The following is an 18,190-nucleotide window of genomic DNA, read 5'->3' as shown; positions in this document are numbered from 1 at the left end:
TGACATCATTCATCCGTTGTTTCCGCTTTAGTTTTCTTGGTATTCAACTCACTCCAAAAGCCTAAATCAAAATAAGCTTGAGCACCAATACTAAAGGTAGTAGGAATAGCTGTAGTTTGAGCCAATTCTGCGATCGCGCCATTAATCTGGGCAAGCTGGGAGACAAACCACTGGGCTAATCCACCCTCTAATACGGCTAAATGATTTTTTGCCCCCGATGCGAGGCGATGACTCATGGGAATGGGAGAAAATCCGGCTGTGGCATAACATTTAACTGCATTGGTATTGGCTAACTCGCTCTTTTGAGCCGCCCGTTGTAACTTGGCGTAGGTGGCTAAAAGTCGCCCATACTGAAACGCGATCGCTTCTTCTTCTGTCATCTCATTTTTCCCTTGTTCTTTCCTCACTTGTTTCACTCCTTCACTATACATATTTAAAAGCACCGCACGGGGATAACTCACGGTTTGCTCAATGCGATTTCGACTACAGACTCGTTGGATTAAATCCATGGGTAAGGCTTCACCATAAACAGCATTTCGCATCAATGCCGTTACAGTACGACTTTGGATTTCTTTCGCCTCCCGATACCCCGCCGCCGCTAACCGCCAAACGCCCAAATATCCGCGATGATCACGATTCCAGCCAATCACTTCTTGAGACTTTAACCATTGTTCATAGTGGTGAACAAACTCCGGTTCTTTGCCATGAATCCAATCGCGAACCACTAATCGACTGGTATAGCCGGATAACGCCAGAATATTAAACTCCCAATCGGGGTTAATCTGTTGCGGTTTGTGGAAGAGATTCAGATAATCTCGCACCGTTTCTACACTCGGCGTTTCAAATAAATGCCGCGTCATTCCCCCAGAATCTGCCCAGAAAACAAAGGTTGTACTACCGATATTAATATAATGGTTTTCGTCCCGTAACAGATAACTCAGGGCTTGGGAAAATTGTTCATCAGCTTCGGCGCTAATCGGTGAAACCAATGCCCCCGATAAGCCGTAAGACCAACAGGATTTATCATAGGCACTAATTAACGAAGCCCCCGCCGAATTTGTCCCCGGTACGCCTTTAATCTGCAAGGAAAACTTCGTAGTTACGGGTAATTCCTCCCCCGTAACTAAACACTGCATCACCGGGCGATCGCGGGCGGTTAGTTCATCCACATATCGCGCCCAAAATTGTTGCACGGCGGGTAAATCATGGATATAGCCAGGAACTTGATCAAGGGTAAAGGTGACAGTTTGCTTAGGTTCAAGTTGTTCAAGTTGTTCGAGTTGAGGATCAGACTCTAGGAAGGTTAAGATAGCCTGAACCGCTGGTTCTTTTGTGGCTTGATAACAGCGTTGTAAGAGAGTGCGATAGGCTTTAGCTTTTTCTCCATCACCGAAAATATAGTCAACGGTATCGGTAATTAATTTGGGCTGAATCGCATTGCGGCGAATATGAGGACAAGATGTTCAATCTAGCGAGCAAGATGCTCGCACTACTACGGCAAGGCTTTCGCCATTATTGACATTAAGGTTTAAATGCCGAACAGCTTATTCCCCTAAATCCCCTGTGCCAAAAAAGTGAAACATTTTTTGTCCTCCGGTTGGGGGACTTTCTGATCGAGTCCGCGCAGGCGGACTTTGTTTGTGTAGCTGCGACTTCTAGTCGCCAGAGTAAATTACCCGACAATCCATCACACCTTTTTGAATCGAGGCGCGAAAAAATATCGGTTTTGCTCCTTCTGATGTAAACTCAATATGATGCAGCATTAATCCTAAATCGGTAGTTAAATCAATGGGCGTTTCATTATCCGTTGGCTGACTAAAATACGCCACGAATTCTCGACAGCCTAAATAGGGTTGCTGAAAACATTGTCCCTTGGCTAATCGGCGTTTAAATATTTCCAGATATTTAGTTAAGGGATCTGTTGCATGAGACTGACGCTGCATCTGAATCGTGACTAAATAGGCGACATCGTTTAAAATAAGGGCATGTCGCTGAGTGCGATCGCTCTCAATTTCTAGGATTCCTCCACTTTGGGCGGTACGATGAGATTGGCGCGATTTTAGGGTATTCCGTAGAATCGAAGCTTTCTGAATGGATTTGAGGAGACTAATCTGAATCACCTGATACTGAATTTCGGGTTTCCAGAAAATAGACTCAGCGATTCCTTTGGCGGCGGAGGGGGTAATTACATCATAAGTGACTTGTTCAGTTTTAAATTCGGGGCGGGTAAATAAAGCGCGATCGCCCCAAATTTTGAAGGTGATTTCGTTGGCTTGGCTACTCATCTCCGGTTCGGTTGAGGATTCGGTATGATTCCCTTTATAGCATTTATAAATGAAAACCCCCTCACCCCCAGCCCCTCTCCCACCAGGGGAGAGGGGAGCAAGAGGGGAGCAAGAGGGGAGAAAGAATGAATTAGAAATCCCCAACTATGAATTCAGAATTTCCACAAACTCATTCTATAATTACTGATCAATCGCCTCAGTCTAACATCCGGATTTCTCGCCCTCCTCGCCAAGATGGAACGGTTCAAACGGTTAAGCAACACTTAGAAGAAACAGGCGCGATCGCGGCTGCTGTTCACCCCCTAGCTGAAATCGCTGGAAAATGGCATGATTTAGGTAAATTTGACCCCACTTGGCAGCAGTATTTACAAGCAAGTATGGCGGGGAATAAATGTAAATCTCCTGGACATGCTATTCATGGCGCGGCGTTAGCCTGGAAAAAAGGACTTCATGGCGTAGCATTTGCCATTTTAGGACATCATTCAGGATTACCTAATCTCGGTGGTGCAGATGGTATCCAGCAGAAGCTAAAAGGTGATCAGCATTGGCAATCCATCCAGGCGATCGCACAAAAAGAATTAGGTGATAATTTCTTTACTTGTCCTTCCCATCATCCCGAACATCCCCTCACCGAAGACTTATTAATTCGGATTATTTTCTCGGCGTTAGTTGATGCGGATCGAGAAAGTGCTGCCCGATTTCTGGGTGACTGGGATACCGTTACACCTCCCACTATAGAGCAATTAATCTCCCAATTTGAAACCCACTATCACCATCTAATTCAAAATGCAGCAGATACCCCTATCAACGCCATCCGCCGAGATATTTATCGCCATTGTCAAGCCGCCGCCACCCTAAAACCGGGATTCTTTCGCCTCACCACTCCCACAGGTGGAGGTAAAACCCTAAGTGTTATGGCATTTGCCCTCCATCATGCCCAAAACTACCAGCAAAAACGCATTATTTACTGTCCACCGTTTACCAGTATTATTGAACAAGCCGCCCAAGTTTACCGAGAGAGTTTCTCAGAAAATGCCGTATTAGAACATCATAGCGGTGTGGTATTTGATACCCATACCGATGAATTACACCATTACCAATTCGCCGCCCAACGTTGGGATTATCCGATTATTGTATCCACAACGGTTCAACTGTTTGAAAGTCTGTTTAGTCGCCACCCTAGCCAATGCCGTAAAGTGCATCGCATTACTAATAGTGTGATTATTTTAGATGAAGTTCAGGCATTACCGACAAAGTACCTCAAACCGATCATGTCCATGTTACGGGGATTGGTGGACAATTGGAATTGTTCTGTGGTATTCTGTTCAGCAACTCAACCCTGGTATGGGATTCTCGATCTCCCGGAAATTCGCGATATTGTACCGCTAAATCAGCGTCAAAGCCACGCCAAAACACTCCAGCGAGTCGAGTATCACTATCAGTCACAAGCCTGGGATTGGCATGATTTACTCCAGGATATCCGCCAACGTTCCCTAAAGAATGCCCTCGTTGTTGTTAGTGCTAAAATCGATGCCCGTCAGGGATTCAAGGTATTATCGGAACTGGGAAATACCTTTCACCTGAGTACGAATATGTACGCCGCCCATCGTCGCCGGGTACTCAACCAAGTGCGCGATCGCTTGAACCAGGATTTGCCTGTTTATCTAATCAGCACCCAATTAATCGAAGCTGGCGTGGATATAGACTTCACGGCTGGGTATCGTGCGATCGCGGGCTTAGATTCCATCATCCAAACCGCAGGACGAGTCAACCGTAATCATAAATCAAATCACGCCATTCTTACCATATTTGAACTCAAAAATCAAGGGTTTCCGCAGCAAGACCGGGACAAAATTCAAATCACCCGCAATTTACTCAAAGCGGGTCAATCTTTACACGATGAAGCCAGTTGTCAAGACTATTTCAAAAGCTTTTTAGCCAATCCTGCGGTCAACTTAGATCAGCAGGAGATTCAAAAGCGGCGAGAAGGTTTTATGTTTAAAGATATCGATACTCACTTCCAAATGATTGAGGATAATAAGGTTAATGTAATTATCCCCTTAGAAGACACCGCCAAACAACTGATTGAATTAGCGCAAAAGCAACAGAGATTGAGTCAAAAAGAATGGCGACTCCTACTGCACTATGCTGTCGGCGTTACTCCAAAGCTAGCCGATGCTTCCTCCCAAGAAATATTTCCCGGCTTACGAGTTTGGCAGGGCGACTATAATCCTAATTTTGGTATTGTTACCGAATAGGCGATCGTTTCAGTGACGGGTTGAGGAAGGGCGGGTTTTGTTGAAAGGTTATTGGTTTCTGGGTTAATTTTGTCCCTAAACCCGCCCCTACATTAGATTTATTGTGCCGATATCAGATTGATAGATTCTAGCCGATTATTAGGCGCGATCGCCTCCCAAAGATATGGGGATAAATTGGGGATTCAGGTGTTCGGTTGGCTGAGATGGTGGGGAAGGGCGGGTTTTGTTGAAAGGTTATTGATTTCTCGGTTAATTTTGTCCCTAAACCCGCCCCGACATTAGATTTATTGTGTCAAGATCAGATTGATAGATTAACCGGAAACTGGGCAATAAAACCTAGCCGATTATTAGGCGCGATCGCATCCCAAAGATGTCGGGATAAATTGGGGATTCAGGTGTTCGGTTGGCTGAGTGGGGAAGGGCGGGTTTTTTCGAAAGGTTATTGGTTTCTCGGTTAATGTTGTCTCTAAACCCGCCCCTACATTGGATTTATTGTGCCGATATCAGATTGATAGATTAACCTCAAACCTGACAATAAAACCTAGGCAATTGTTAGACGCGATCGCATCCCAAAGACGTAGGTATAAATTGGGGATTCAGATGTTCGGTTGGCTGAGATGGTGGGGAAGGGCGGGTTTTGTCGAAAGGTTATTGGTTTCTCGGTTAATGTTGTCCCCAAACCCGCCCCTACATTGGATTTATTGTGCCGATATCAGATTGATAGATTAACCTCAAACCTGACAATAAAACCTAGGCAATTGTTAGGCGCGATCGCATCCCAAAGACGTAGGTATAAATTGGGGATTCAGATGTTCGGTTGGCTGAGATGGTGGGGAAGGGCGGGTTTTGTTGAAAGGTTATTGGTTTCTCGGTTGATTTTGTCCCTAAACCCGCCCCTACATTGAATTTATTGTGCCAAGATCAGATTGATAGATTAACCGGAAACTGGGCAATAAAACCTAGCCAATTATTAGACGCGATCGCCTCCCAAAGATATGGGGATAAATTGGGGATTCAGGTGTTCGGTTGGCTGAGATGGTGGGGAAGGGCGGGTTTTGTCGAAAGGTTATTGGTTTCTCGGTTAATGTTGTCTCTAAACCCGCCCCTACATTGGATTTATTGTGCCGATATCAGATTGATAGATTAACCTCAAACCTGACAATAAAACCTAGGCAATTGTTAGGCGCGATCGCCTCCCAAAGATATGGGGATAAATTGGGGATTCAGATGTTCGGTTGGCTGAGATGGTGGGGAAGGGCGGGTTTTGTTGAAAGGTTATTGGTTTCTCGGTTAATTTTGTCCCTAAACCCGCCCCTACATTGGATTTATTGTGCCGATATCAGATTGATAGATTAACCTCAAACCTGACAATAAAACCTAGGCAATTGTTAGACGCGATCGCCTCCCAAAGATATGGGGATAAATTGGGGATTCAGGTGTTCGGTTGGCTGAGATGGTGGGGAAGGGCGGGTTTTGTTGAAAGGTTATTGATTTCTCGGTTAATTTTGTCCCTAAACCCGCCCCGACATTAGATTTATTGTGTCAAGATCAGATTGATAGATTAACCGGAAACTGGGCAATAAAACCTAGCCGATTATTAGGCGCGATCGCATCCCAAAGATATGGGGATAAATTGGGGATTCAGGTGTTCGGTTGGCTGAGATGGTGGGGAAGGGCGGGTTTTGTTGAAAGGTTATTGGTTTCTCGGTTGATTTTGTCTCTAAACCCGCCCCTACATTGGATTTATTGTGCCGATATCAGATTGATAGATTAACCGGAAACTGGGCAATAAAACCTAGCCAATTATTAGACGCGATCGCATCCCAAAGACGTAGGGGCGGGTTTAGGGATTAAAGGAGTTAACCCACCTCAAAATAAACAACGAAACCCGCCCTGATCCCAACCTAAATTTGACGAATGACGTAGCTTGCTTCTCGCGAAGCGAGTATGACATAAGACGAATGACATAAGACGAATGACAAATAACTACGCCACCTGACTCAACGCCTCCGTCAGATAATCCGCCGTGGCTTCCACAAGCGCGATCGCGTTTTCATATAGCATCCGAGTAGGTCCCAGAATTCCCACACTGCCCACAGGTAGATTATCCTGTTCGTAGGTCGCACTAACTAACGTACAGGTTTGCATCGGTTCCAATGGATTTTCTGACCCAATTCGTACTTTTGCCCGACGCTTAGAATTCAAATTATCCGGAAGTTCAAAGATTAGGGGCCAAAGTTGTTCCTGTTCTTCTTCCAACAGATGCAGCAACATTTGAACTTGTTGCAACTCAGCAAACTCCGGCTGACGCAATAACTCGGCAATCCCTCGAACTAAAATCGGCGTAGCTACCGATGTTTTCATCGGACGAGTTAATTCTGCCAATACCTTCTTCAAGAAATCAGCATACTGGGCAAATTCGCGGTCAAGTTCACTCCAATCCAAGTTAACCAGTTCACCCAGAGAACGTCCCCGAAGCTTACTACTTAAAAAATTAGATAATATCTGTAACTCTTGCTCAACAGCCGCTTCATCCGGTGGATCATCCTCTGATACCGAAGGCAATTCCATGACAATGGATTGGGTTTGATAGGCATCAGTCACCACAATCAACATCACCCGCCCTGGTGCGACAGACACCAATTGCAAATGGCGCAATCGGGTGGTTTGAGTTTGAGGTAAGGTAATCAGGGTAATGTACCCACTCAAGGTTGAGAGAATTTGCCCCGCATCCCGTAACAAAGCCTCAAAATTGAAATCGTCTCCCTTCAAATGATCTGATAGTAATGTCTCGGCTTGACGTCCCAACGTATTGGAGGGTTTTATCAGCCGATCGACATAAATCCGATATCCTGAATCCGAGGGAACCCGTCCTGCAGAGGTATGAGGTTGATAGAGTAAGCCAGATTTTTCTAGAACGCTCATACAAGAGCGAATTGTAGCAGGACTAACACTCAGATCATACTCATGGGCTAAAACTTTGGAACCCACAGGTTCCGCCGTCGCAATGTAATGACGGATAGTTGCCCAGAGAATATGTTGTTGCCGACTATTAAGACTGACGTGTACAGACATTTGAAAAAAAGCCGAACGTAATCAGATTTTCACCAGAATTCTTTAAAATCATGAGGGTTATGGCGAATTTCTGGAGAAATGTCTCTCCTAGATATCCCTAAAGATAGGTTAAATCGCCAACGCCGCTAAACTGACCTTTTAAGTGACAGACTTTCCTGGTTGGATAAGTATTGATCCAAAGATAACAGAAGAAACTAGGATTCTGTAGCTTGCCATGATCGACTGCTAGTAGCGAGGGATGGTAGGATCGACCGTTGCGGAGTATGCATCAATTCCACCGACGACATTTTTGACATTGGTAAACCCCTGATCCGCTAACCACTGACACATTTGAGCCGAACGGATACCGTGGTGACACATCACCAAGGTTTCAGCCTCAGCTTCAAAGCGGCTGTGGATTTGGTCGGACCATTGGGCAAATTCGCTTAAGGGGAGAACATCAAACCCCTGAATATGCGCGATCGCGACTTCCTGGGGTTCTCGCACGTCGATAAGCTGAAGTCCTTGCGGGGATTGGTTGATCCGCTGCGCGAGTTCCTCAACACTGATTTGGGGAATAGATTGATTAAAGGATTGAGCTGACATAACTGATGCAAGGAAAATAATACATACCAGAATACCGATATCCTTAAGATTGGCAAAGGGTGTGGGGGAGCTGGGGGAGCTGGGAGAGCTGGGGGAGCTGAGGGAGCTGAGGGAGCTGAGGGAGCTGAGGGAGCTGAGGGAGCTGAGGGAGAGCGTGTAGGGGCGGGTTTTACCATTAACGGGAAGGTTGTCACCCTGATATCACTAAACCCGCCCCGATTAGAGTGCAAGTCACCTTCAACAAAGGACATAAGACGTAGCTTGCTTCTCAAGGGAAGCGAGTATGACGAATGACATAAGACAAATGACATAAGACAAATGACAATGAAACTACGCTCGTTTTTTTATGCCTTAGTAGCCAGTGTGGTAATGTTGCTGTTACTCGCTGGCGGTGGTTGGTTTTGGGTTAGCGCCCACAGCCCCCTAAATCTCTTGCAGGAACAAGAGGTCAAGACTCCCACGGCGGCGATTTTTGTGCCGAAACAAGCCCCCGCCATGATATCGTTGCTTGTGAATCCAGACCGTTTGGCTGCGTTGCGGGAAGTGATGGTTCCACCCCAGAAGCGACGAGGTGCGATCGCGGAATTTAAGCAACTGGAAAATAGTCTGCTGGCGAATTTGGGACTGGATTATCAACGGGACATTCAACCCTGGATTGATGATGAACTGACGCTGGCGGTAACGTCGTTAGATGTTGACCGGAATCCCGAAAATGCGGCACAACCAGGATATTTACTTGTTTTTACGACCAACGATCCTGAAGCCGCGCAGGAACAGGTTTATTCTCGACTCGCGATTACCGACCCAGCCGATTTAGTGGTTGAATCCTATAAAGGGGTCAACCTAATTTATCAATCCTCGAATCCCCCAGGGAAAAAGGTAGCAAAGGATACAGACTCTCGTTCCATCCCGGATACCTTAACCAGCGCGATTGTGGGCGATCGCTTTGTCCTCTACGCCAATCAGCCTAAGGTCTTGCGGAATGCGATTAATACGGTACAAGTTGCCGATTTGAGTTTGGCAGAAAATTTCGATTATCAACAACTGCTGCAAAGTCTGACGGAACCACGTATTGGATTCAGCGTGGTGAATGTACCCGCCCTAGCCGCTTGGATTTCCAATCAACCCATTCCTAATCGCGAGTCGTTTGAGGCGTCCAAAAGCTTGGCGATTACCTTGTCCCTCACTCGTCAGGGGTTGTTAGCACAAACGGCGATTCCTCGGTCAAAATCGAGTCCAGAACCGATTACCCCAGTCCTATCTCAGCCTGTTGATGCTCTCCAGTACATTCCCACCCAAAGTGCGTTAGCAATTGCTGGGGTGAATTTAAACCAATTTTGGGAACAACTGTCCACCCGACTGGAAACCGATGAGAATCTAAGTAGCTTACTCGACCAAGGAATTGCCCAGTTAGAGTCTCGTTGGGGGATTCAATTACCAGAAGAGATTTTCAGTTGGGTGGAAGGGGATTATGCCCTATCCCTGTTTCCTCGACCGGATCAACCGAATCCCGACTGGATTTTTGTGGCGCAAACGGCTAATAATGATCGGGCAATTGACGCGATTGAGCATTTGGATATCGTCGCCAAGCAGCAGGGACTCAATGTGGGAGAACTCCCGTTTGGCGATCGCACGACGACGGCGTGGACGAAGTTGGTGACAGGGAAAGCGCTGAAGAATCGCCAAGATGGGTTGTTAAGTCTACAAGCCCAAGTTCGGGGGGTTCATACCACTGTGGAAGACTATGAAGTGTTTGCCACATCCATTGAGGCGATGGACGCCGCCCTTGGGGGCGTGAAGGATTCACTGGTTCAGAACCTAGACTTCCAGAACGCGATCGCCGCTTTACCTGCTCGAAATGATGGGTATTTCTATCTAAACTGGTTAGAGAGCCAACCCTTAATTGAGCGTCAGCTTCCCATTTTGCGGGTGGTGGAACTCATTGGTCAACCTTTATTTAACCACCTGCGATCGCTAACCATTACCAGTTATGGTGTGAATCAGGATGTTCAACAGAGTCAGTTATTTTTTCAATGGGTTGATCGTTCCTCTGGCTAAAACGAATTGGTCTCGGAATAGAGTTATCATCAACAAGGTAGGGGCGACCCGCTTAGCCTAATTAACAACGCCAGAAACAGGGCGGGTTTACATAAGTTACCAGTTTTTGCTTACATGGTATCGGTAAAACCCGCCCCTACAGACGGTCGGGTCGCCCTCTACTCAATTGGGTCGGGTCGCCCTCTTCTCAAACCTTTATATCAGAACGTTTTTCATAGGAAGTTGATGGAACCAACAATCCGACCCAGAGTTAAAATTTGCTGCATTAGTAGCATGAACGAAGCCAATTTAGCCATTCGTTATGGCGCTGCTGCCATAGGCTTAGTATCCGAGATGCCCAGTGGACCGGGTATAGTGTCTGAAGGCTTGATTGCCCAAGTCACCACTAAAGTCCCTCCGGGTGTCTCTTCATTTCTACTCACCAGTAAATTTGATACCTTAGCCATTGTTGCCCAGCAACGACGCCTAGGCGTTAACACGATTCAGATTTGCGATCGCCTACAGTGGGGAAGCCATGATGATTTACGTCAGGCATTACCTGGAATTGCCATTGTCCAAGCGATTCATATTACCAGCGAAGCCGCGATCGAGGAAGCGTTAGCCGTTGCACCCTCGGTTTCTGCATTGATACTCGATTCGGGGAATCCCCTGTTACCAGAAAAAGAACTGGGCAGAACCGGGCGAGTTCATGATTGGACGATTAGCCGACGCATCCGGGAATTAGTCAACGTGCCTGTTTTCTTAGCGGGTGGACTCACTCCAGATAATGTCAAGGATGCGATTCAAGCGGTTCAACCCTTTGGCGTGGATGTCTGTAGTGGGGTTCGCACGAATGGCAAATTAGATGAAGATAAGCTCTCTGAGTTCTTCAATCAAGTGTACAAAAGTTTCAAAACTCAGTAACTGAGGTCGTTTGCGGGGTGATTTTGTTGGTGTAGATGAGGACAAATATCCCAGAGATTTTGCCACGTTTAGCCGCTCATAGTTTGTAGTAAGGGCTTTAGCCCTTATTCCCCACGCGATCGCTTATCAGGATGAACCAACCCATCGTGCGATCGCGCAGCATCACCCCAGCCTAGAGGTGATTCAATTTATGCATATTTTCCCTCAAGTTGAGAGATAAGCTGTTGGGCATTTAAACCTTAATGTCAATAAGGGTGAAAGCCTTGTAGTGCGTTTAGCGAAGCCATGCCGCAGGCTTTAGCGAAGCCATGCCGCAGGCTTTGCATCTTGCTCGCTACTAATACCCAATTTAAATGCATGACAGCTTAGGACATTTTTCCCTGTTCCCTGTTCCCTCTTGGGATCAACTGATGTCCTAACATATCCTCGTAGTGCTATAAAGATACAATCCAAAAATGTGGATGAAGCGTCAATCCATAATCCAAAATTGTTATCATGTATCACCTTTCTCGCCGTCACTTCTTACAATTTGCTGGCTCAACTTTAGCCACCTTGGGATTAAGCCAGTGGGATATTATCCAAAAAAGCCATCGCTATGCTAAAGTTCTCGCCCAAGATACTCCACGCAAGTTGGCGCTGTTAGTCGGAATTAATCAGTATCCCAATAGCGATCGCTTCGGCAATTTAGCAGGCTGTGTCACAGATGTAGATTTGCAAGAATACCTGCTGATTCACCGTTTTGGTTTCCATCCCCATGATATTGTCCGCTTAACAAGTGATGAAACTCCGAACAAGCAACCGACTCGCCAGATAATCTTAACTGCGTTTGAAGAACATTTAATTAAACAAGCCAAACCCGGAGATGTCGTTGTTTTCCATTTTTCCGGTCATGGTTCCCGATTATACGACCCAAATTCCCTCCAAAATTGCCCCAACCAAATTGTTAATGATCAATTGAATAGCACATTAGTTCCTGCTGATGATGGGCAAAATGGCATTGCACTAGATATTATGGGACGCAGTTTATTTCTGTTGATGTCGGCGTTAAATACTGAAAATGTTACGGCAGTACTGGATAGTTGTTACTCTGGGGGTGGCACTCGTGGAAACTTTCGCGTGCGTTCCGTTTCCGGTAAAGAATTTCAACCCAGCCCGGAAGAAATTGCCTATCAAAAGCGCTGGATGGAAATGTTACAACTATCTCCGGAAAAAGTTACTAATCGGCGCTGTCGGGGAGTCGCTAAAGGGATTGTTGTTGCCTCCGCGCAACGGGATCAAGAAGCTTTAGATGCCTATTTAGGTGGCTTTTATGCAGGTGCATTTACCTACCTGATGACACAGTATCTCTGGCAGGAAACGGATACGGTAGGGAATGCTATTGCCAAGATTGCTCACAACATAAAGTCCCTTTCTAGTCAAGTGCCGTTAGCGGATGGCGATCGCAATCGTCCTATCTACTTTTTTAACCGACAAGTGCCTCCTGCGGATGCGGTGATTACCCAAGTTAACGGTGATGAGGCAATGTTGTGGCTGGGGGGAGTTGGGAGAGAAAGTTTGGAAGCCTTCCAACCGGGTGCTACATTTGCAATGGCAAACGATGGGGGACAGAATTCTGGCAAGCTAGAGTTGGTATCCCGTGACGGTTTGTGGGGGGAAGCGAAGTTAGTGGAACGGGGGGGAGTGACTTCGCTACAACCGGGAATGCTGCTGCAAGAGTACAGTCGCGTCATTCCGGCGAATCTCACCCTCCGCCTCGGTGTCGATCCGTCACTTTCGGGTGAGATTAATCTACTACAAAATGCGATCGCGGCTCTGCCTCGGACGGAAATCGTTCCCGCACAACCGGGAAATGTTCCCTATCCTGGCGGCGTGCAATCTATCCTCAGTCGCGTCAGTGCCGATTCTCGTCGGGAATTGCAACGGGATGGGGTTGCGAATCTTCCGGCTGTGGGTAGTATTGGTTTATTTACGGAAGCCTTTGTCCCCGTACCGCGATCGTTTGGTGAGGTGGGAGAGACGGTTGTGGGTGCGATCGAACGTCTCGAACCTAAACTAAAATCGTTTTTAGCTACCCATATTATTAAAAAAACGCTCAATGCAGGGGCTTCTCAACTAAATGTGGACGTGTCGATGCATTTGGTAGAAGAACCGGAACAGGTACTTGCTAGAACGACGACGGGGCGAGAGCAAGCCAGTCAAGAGTCAGTGTATCCTAACCGCTTACCCGTACAAAAGCTGTTTCAGTTTCGCGTCACGAACCGGGAAAGCGAACCCCTGTATCTGACAACGCTGTTGATTGACTCAACTGGTGGGTTAGTGGTAGTGTTTCCCTATCTTTATCCCACGTCTAATGAAGGGATGCGCTTAGATCCAGGGCGCACTTTAACGATTGGCGATCCGAAGCAATTGAGGTTACAGGCGAAGGAAAGCGGAACGGCTGAAGCGTTGGTAATTGCTAGCCGCACACCGATGGAAAGGGCGGTTAAAACGTTGGTATCGTTAGCGCAGGAGTTGAATCGGAGTGAGGGGGCGTTGGCGTTGAGGGAACCGGTTGAGGTGGTTGGGGATTTGTTGGCGGATTTGAGTGAGGAACGCAGTATTGCGGCTGTGAGAGCGAGGCGTATCAGTACGGCGGAAATTGCCACATTGTCGATTACATTTGAGGTGAGCTGAGCGAGTGTGAATAACGGTATAATTTCCGGCAGATCCCCGACTTCTTAGTTGAAACCTTGATTCCTATGAATGAATTTGAAATAGAAGTCGGGGATCTAGGTTGTCTTTTCATCCTTGCGATCGGCAACGCTTGGAGAGTTCGCATACAACGAGCATTCGTTTCTCGATAAGTTGAGTAATTTTTTGCATAACCTTCTCCGTAGGGGAGATATGTACGAGCAGTTTGCTAACCCATTAATTTAATAGAGAAAGTTGTCTATGTATCGTCATTTCTACCGTCTTAGCATTGTTACTGCCACCTTACTCATCGGGTTCAGTTGTCCGTTACCAGTGGTGGGGAATAGTGGGGGAAGCGATACTGCATTGGCGCAGGCGCAGACAATAGAAGAACGGAATAATCAGGCATTACTTCTGCACGTAGTAGGCTTCCAGCAGTATCAAAAAGGTCAGTTGAGAGAAGCTTTGGAAACATTTCAAAAAGCTTTGGCGATTGTTAGAGAAATTGGAGAACGTAAAGGTGAAGGAGTTACTCTCTACAGTATTGGTTTAGTTTACGAGGAGTTGGGACAACGCTACAAAGCTTTAGAGAACTTTCAGCAAGCTTTAGCGATTTACGCCGAAACTGGCGATCAAAATAAGGAATTGGCAACTCTTAGCCGTATTGGGCTAATTTACGCTAGCTTGGGACAGGACGATAAAACCTTGGAAGTATTTCAGCAAGCTTTAGGAATTACCAGAACAATTAACAATAAATTAGAGGAAGGGAGAATACTCGGTGGTATCGGATCAGTCTATCGTAACTTGGAGCAATATCCCAAAGCCTTAGAGTATTTTCAGCAAGCTGTAGTCATTTACAGAGAAACTGACGACAAGGTATTAGAAGGATCGGCTCTCAATGCGATTGGGGGGATTTACGACAAATGGGGACAATACCCCAAAGCCTTAGAGTTCTATACCCAAGCTTTAGCGATCCACGAAGAAATTGACGATAAGCACACCAAAGGAGCTACTCTTAATGGACTTGGATTAGTTTATGACAGCTTGGGACAATACCCCAAAGCCTTGGATCACTTTCAGCAAGCATTAGCCCTTGTCCAACAACTTGACGACCAAGAGGCAAAAGCAAGTACTCTTAACAATATTGCAGGAGTTTACTACAATCTGGGACAATACTTTAAAGCTTTGGAGAACTTCCAGCAAGCTTTAGTCATTCGTCAAGAGATTGGCGACAAAGTAGGAGAAGCGGCTACTCTCAGCAATACAGGATTAGCCTATCACAAGTTGGGAGAATACCCCAAAGCTTTGGAGAATTTTCAGCAAGCTTTAACGATTACCAAGGAAATTAGCTCTAAAAATGGGGAAGCGGCTACTCTTAACAATATTGGGTTAATCTATCGCAACTTGGGACAATATACCAAAGCATTAGAGTCCTATAGTCAAGCTTTAGCGATTACCATAGAAATTGAAAATAAAGCAGGAGAAGGCTCTGCTCTCAATAATATTGGGCGCGTTTACTATAGTTTGGGACAGTCCCTTGAAGCCTTGGAGAGCTTTCAACAAGCTCTAGCGATTTTTAAAGAAATTGGTGAGCGAGCAGAAGAAGGTAATACGCTTACTAATATCGGAAGGGTTTACAATATTTTAGGTCAATACGATAGAGCAGAAAATGAATTATTCGCAGCTATTGAGGCTTGGGAGTCACTACGATCGCGAGAATTAAAAGATAACCAGAAAATCTCCATTTTTGAACAGCAAGCTCATACCTATCGCTTCCTGCAACAAACATTGGTCGCGCAGAATAAATTTGACCAAGCCTTAGAAATTGCCGAACGCAGTCGCGGACGTGCTTTGGTGGAGCTATTAGACTCTAAGCTTTCACAAAATCCCAACGATCAACTCAATATCAAACCCCCAACCATTGAAGAAATTAAGCAAATTGCCTCCGAACAAAACGCCACACTAGTTCAGTATTCGGTTATTCCTGAACCGTTCAAAGTTCAAGGAAAAGAAGAATGGCAGCCCTCAAAACTTTACATCTGGGTCATCAAACCCACAGGTGAAATTGCCTTTAAGCAAGTAGATCTCAAATCCCTCGATACATCCCTAAAAAACCTCGTTACCACCAGCCGTGATAATATTGGTGTCAGAGGTCGCAGTCTCTTCGATGTAACCGTCGTCAATCCCCAACCCGAAAACTCAACCGAAAAATTACGGCAACTCCATAAACTACTCATCGCCCCCATTGCCGACTTGCTACCCAAAGACCCCAACGAGCGAGTCATCTTCATCCCGCAAGACTCCCTCTTTCTCGTCCCCTTCCCCGCCCTGCAAGACGAGCAAGGCAAATACTTAGTAGAAAAACATACCATCCTCACCGCACCCGCCATCCAAGTTCTCGACTTAACCCGCAAGCAGAAGCACAACATTCAAAACTCAACCGGAGATGTGCTAGTCGTCGGCAATCCTACCATGCCCAAAATCCAATTTGGGGAATTAGTTGCCAACTTAACCCCTCTCCCTGGTGCAGAACGAGAAGCCAATCAAATTGCCGACTTCTTCAACACCGAAGCCCTGATAGGTAGCCAAGCCACCAAAGCAACAGTGATGGAGAAAATGCAGCAGGCACGCATCATTCATCTAGCCACCCACGGCTTACTCCATGATTTTAAAGGCTTTGGCGTACCAGGAGCGATCGCCCTTGCCCCTTCCGGTAAACCTGATGATGTCGTTGATGGTTTACTCACCGCCGGGGAAATCTTCGACATGAAACTCTCTGCCGATTTAGTCGTCCTCAGCGCTTGCGACACCGGGCGCGGCGACATTAAAGGAGATGGTGTCATTGGCTTATCTCGCTCGTTAATATCTGCCGGAGTTCCCAGTATTTTAGTATCCCTCTGGGCAGTTAACGATGATTCTACCGCCTTTTTAATGACAGAATTTTACCGCAATTTACAACAAAATCCTGACAAAGCCGTTGCCCTACGTCAGGCAATGCTGACAACAATGAAACAATATCCTAATCCTAAACAATGGGCAGCGTTTACCCTCATCGGTGAGGCTGAGTAATCAGCACAGAAGCGAACCTTTGGAACGAAACCCAACGCCATCGTTAGCCTGTTGGGTAACGCTTACGCTCTACCCAACCTACAAGAGCATTTTGTGCAAAACTGACATGCTCCCGATAGACAGTGCGATCGCGTGTGGATTAGAACTTGGAAAGAAAGAGCGATCGCCTTGAATTCTCTGAACAACCTTATAGGCGCACACATTTTCCCACAATAAAAATAAAATACCCGAAAAATCCGGACAAGTCAAGGGTAAAGCTCCACCATCCCTAAAGAAATTCCCCAGACTCCAAGATAGGCGATATTTTTCTCAGTGCGTTAGCGAAACTTCCCGCAGGAATCGCCCACCCCTACACTTAGACAAACCGAGAACTCACAAAGACTTAAACTCAATGGTACTGACTGGTATGCTGGTGGGCAATGCCCACCCTACGGTATATCAAGAGTTTCGACGAGCCAAAGATGCACGGTTTCCAGTGCTATTCGACTTAAACTGTAATATTAGAGCGATCGCAACTCTAACCCTGAAACTATCTCCCCATGACTTCCACCGTTCCCTCACCCAACCCAACTCTCCCCAACCATACCCAACTCCCCGAATCTGATGGTTCTTTTGTGAAGAATTTCCAAGAACATCCCCAAAGTATCCTATTAACGGATTCTATAGAACCTATTCTCCAAGAACGTCATCCTAACGGGCGTTATTGTATTGGTCAAGATTGCGGGATTTATTGGCGGATGACAGAACCCCCCGAACGCGGTGCAGAAGCACCCGATTGGTTCTATGTCCCGAATGTTTCACCCACCCTCGGTGGTCAAGTACGGCGTTCCTACGTCCTGTGGCAAGAGTTAATTCCTCCGTTTATTGTCTTAGAATTTGCCTCAGGGAACGGCGCAGAGGAAAGAGATAGAACCCCTTTATTTCCAGAAGAAGGCGGAATGCAAAAGCCAGGTAAATTCTGGATTTACGAACAAGTGATTCGTCCAGCATTTTACGGCATTTATGAAGTCAGCCGTGCCAGTATTGAAGTCTATCACTTGATCGAAGGTCAGTATCAGGTCATTCCAGCTAACGAACGAGGTCATTACGCGATCGCTCCTTTAGGAGTAGAATTAGGAATTTGGCAGGGACAGTATCAGAATGTCGAATTACCGTGGCTGCGCTGGTGGGATGACCAAGGCAATCTTCTGTTAACAGGTCGTGAACGATCAGAACGGTTAGCTGCACAGTTGCGAGCTGCGGGGATTGAACCTGAAGTTTAGGAAATCGCCCAGACTCCCAGATATG

Annotated in this window: 13 protein-coding genes; 9 read left to right on the top strand and 4 right to left on the bottom strand. The window is 46.3% G+C overall.

What is annotated here, in order from left to right; genetic code table 11:
- Positions 1-5: 5 nt before the first annotated feature.
- Both MC7420_RS24455 and cas5c read right to left on the bottom strand, forming a co-directional pair.
- Entirely contained in the window at positions 6-1,433 is a 1,428-nt protein-coding gene (locus MC7420_RS24455) for a type I-C CRISPR-associated protein Cas8c/Csd1 (protein WP_269546328.1), read from the bottom strand.
- A gap of 222 nt (positions 1,434-1,655) precedes the next feature.
- The gene (gene cas5c, locus MC7420_RS24450) at positions 1,656-2,285 is read right to left on the bottom strand and encodes a type I-C CRISPR-associated protein Cas5c (protein WP_044209496.1); all 630 of its coding nucleotides are present in this window, start codon (positions 2,283-2,285) and stop codon (positions 1,656-1,658) included.
- 146 nt (positions 2,286-2,431) lie between these two features.
- On the opposite strand from cas5c, the gene MC7420_RS24445 reads away from it, so the two are divergent.
- From MC7420_RS24445 to MC7420_RS38480, 3 genes are all read left to right on the top strand, one after another.
- Positions 2,432-4,543 (top strand): CRISPR-associated helicase/endonuclease Cas3, encoded by a 2,112-nt coding sequence (locus MC7420_RS24445; protein ID WP_006103819.1) that lies wholly within the window; start codon positions 2,432-2,434, stop codon positions 4,541-4,543.
- A gap of 910 nt (positions 4,544-5,453) precedes the next feature.
- Positions 5,454-5,690 (top strand): hypothetical protein, encoded by a 237-nt coding sequence (locus MC7420_RS38490; RefSeq protein ID WP_232231778.1) that lies wholly within the window; start codon positions 5,454-5,456, stop codon positions 5,688-5,690.
- 390 nt (positions 5,691-6,080) lie between these two features.
- On the top strand, positions 6,081-6,317 hold the full coding sequence (locus MC7420_RS38480; RefSeq protein WP_232231777.1) for a hypothetical protein: 237 nt from the start codon (positions 6,081-6,083) through the stop codon (positions 6,315-6,317).
- 212 nt (positions 6,318-6,529) lie between these two features.
- On the opposite strand, the gene hrcA is transcribed toward MC7420_RS38480, so the two are convergent.
- Positions 6,530-7,618: a heat-inducible transcriptional repressor HrcA gene (gene hrcA, locus MC7420_RS24435; RefSeq protein WP_006103812.1), complete on the bottom strand. Its 1,089-nt coding sequence runs from the start codon at positions 7,616-7,618 to the stop codon at positions 6,530-6,532.
- 225 nt (positions 7,619-7,843) lie between these two features.
- Positions 7,844-8,203, bottom strand: coding sequence for a rhodanese-like domain-containing protein (locus MC7420_RS24430; protein WP_006103776.1), 360 nt, complete (start codon positions 8,201-8,203; stop codon positions 7,844-7,846).
- Positions 8,204-8,521: 318 nt separating this feature from the next.
- On the opposite strand from MC7420_RS24430, the gene MC7420_RS24425 reads away from it, so the two are divergent.
- From MC7420_RS24425 to MC7420_RS24405, 6 genes are all read left to right on the top strand, one after another.
- Positions 8,522-10,261 carry a DUF3352 domain-containing protein gene (locus tag MC7420_RS24425; protein ID WP_006103861.1) on the top strand — a complete coding sequence of 580 codons (1,740 nt, stop codon included), beginning with the start codon at positions 8,522-8,524 and terminating at the stop codon, positions 10,259-10,261.
- Positions 10,262-10,486: 225 nt separating this feature from the next.
- Positions 10,487-11,164 carry a phosphoribosylanthranilate isomerase gene (locus MC7420_RS24420; protein WP_044209486.1) on the top strand — a complete coding sequence of 226 codons (678 nt, stop codon included), beginning with the start codon at positions 10,487-10,489 and terminating at the stop codon, positions 11,162-11,164.
- Positions 11,165-11,659: 495 nt separating this feature from the next.
- Positions 11,660-13,837, top strand: coding sequence for a caspase family protein (locus tag MC7420_RS24415; RefSeq protein WP_006103768.1), 2,178 nt, complete (start codon positions 11,660-11,662; stop codon positions 13,835-13,837).
- A gap of 258 nt (positions 13,838-14,095) precedes the next feature.
- Positions 14,096-16,903 carry a CHAT domain-containing protein gene (locus tag MC7420_RS24410; RefSeq protein ID WP_006103842.1) on the top strand — a complete coding sequence of 936 codons (2,808 nt, stop codon included), beginning with the start codon at positions 14,096-14,098 and terminating at the stop codon, positions 16,901-16,903.
- 391 nt (positions 16,904-17,294) lie between these two features.
- On the top strand, positions 17,295-17,507 hold the full coding sequence (locus tag MC7420_RS41805; RefSeq protein WP_198016548.1) for a hypothetical protein: 213 nt from the start codon (positions 17,295-17,297) through the stop codon (positions 17,505-17,507).
- Positions 17,443-18,165, top strand: a complete 723-nt coding sequence (locus MC7420_RS24405) for a Uma2 family endonuclease (protein WP_006103845.1) — start codon at positions 17,443-17,445, stop codon at positions 18,163-18,165. The genes MC7420_RS41805 and MC7420_RS24405 overlap by 65 nt, the downstream gene beginning before the upstream one ends.
- Positions 18,166-18,190 lie beyond the last annotated feature (25 nt).

Source organism: Coleofasciculus chthonoplastes PCC 7420 (assembly GCF_000155555.1).
Lineage (GTDB): Bacteria > Cyanobacteriota > Cyanobacteriia > Cyanobacteriales > Coleofasciculaceae > Coleofasciculus > Coleofasciculus chthonoplastes_A.
This window is presented reverse-complemented; position numbering and strand designations above follow the sequence as displayed.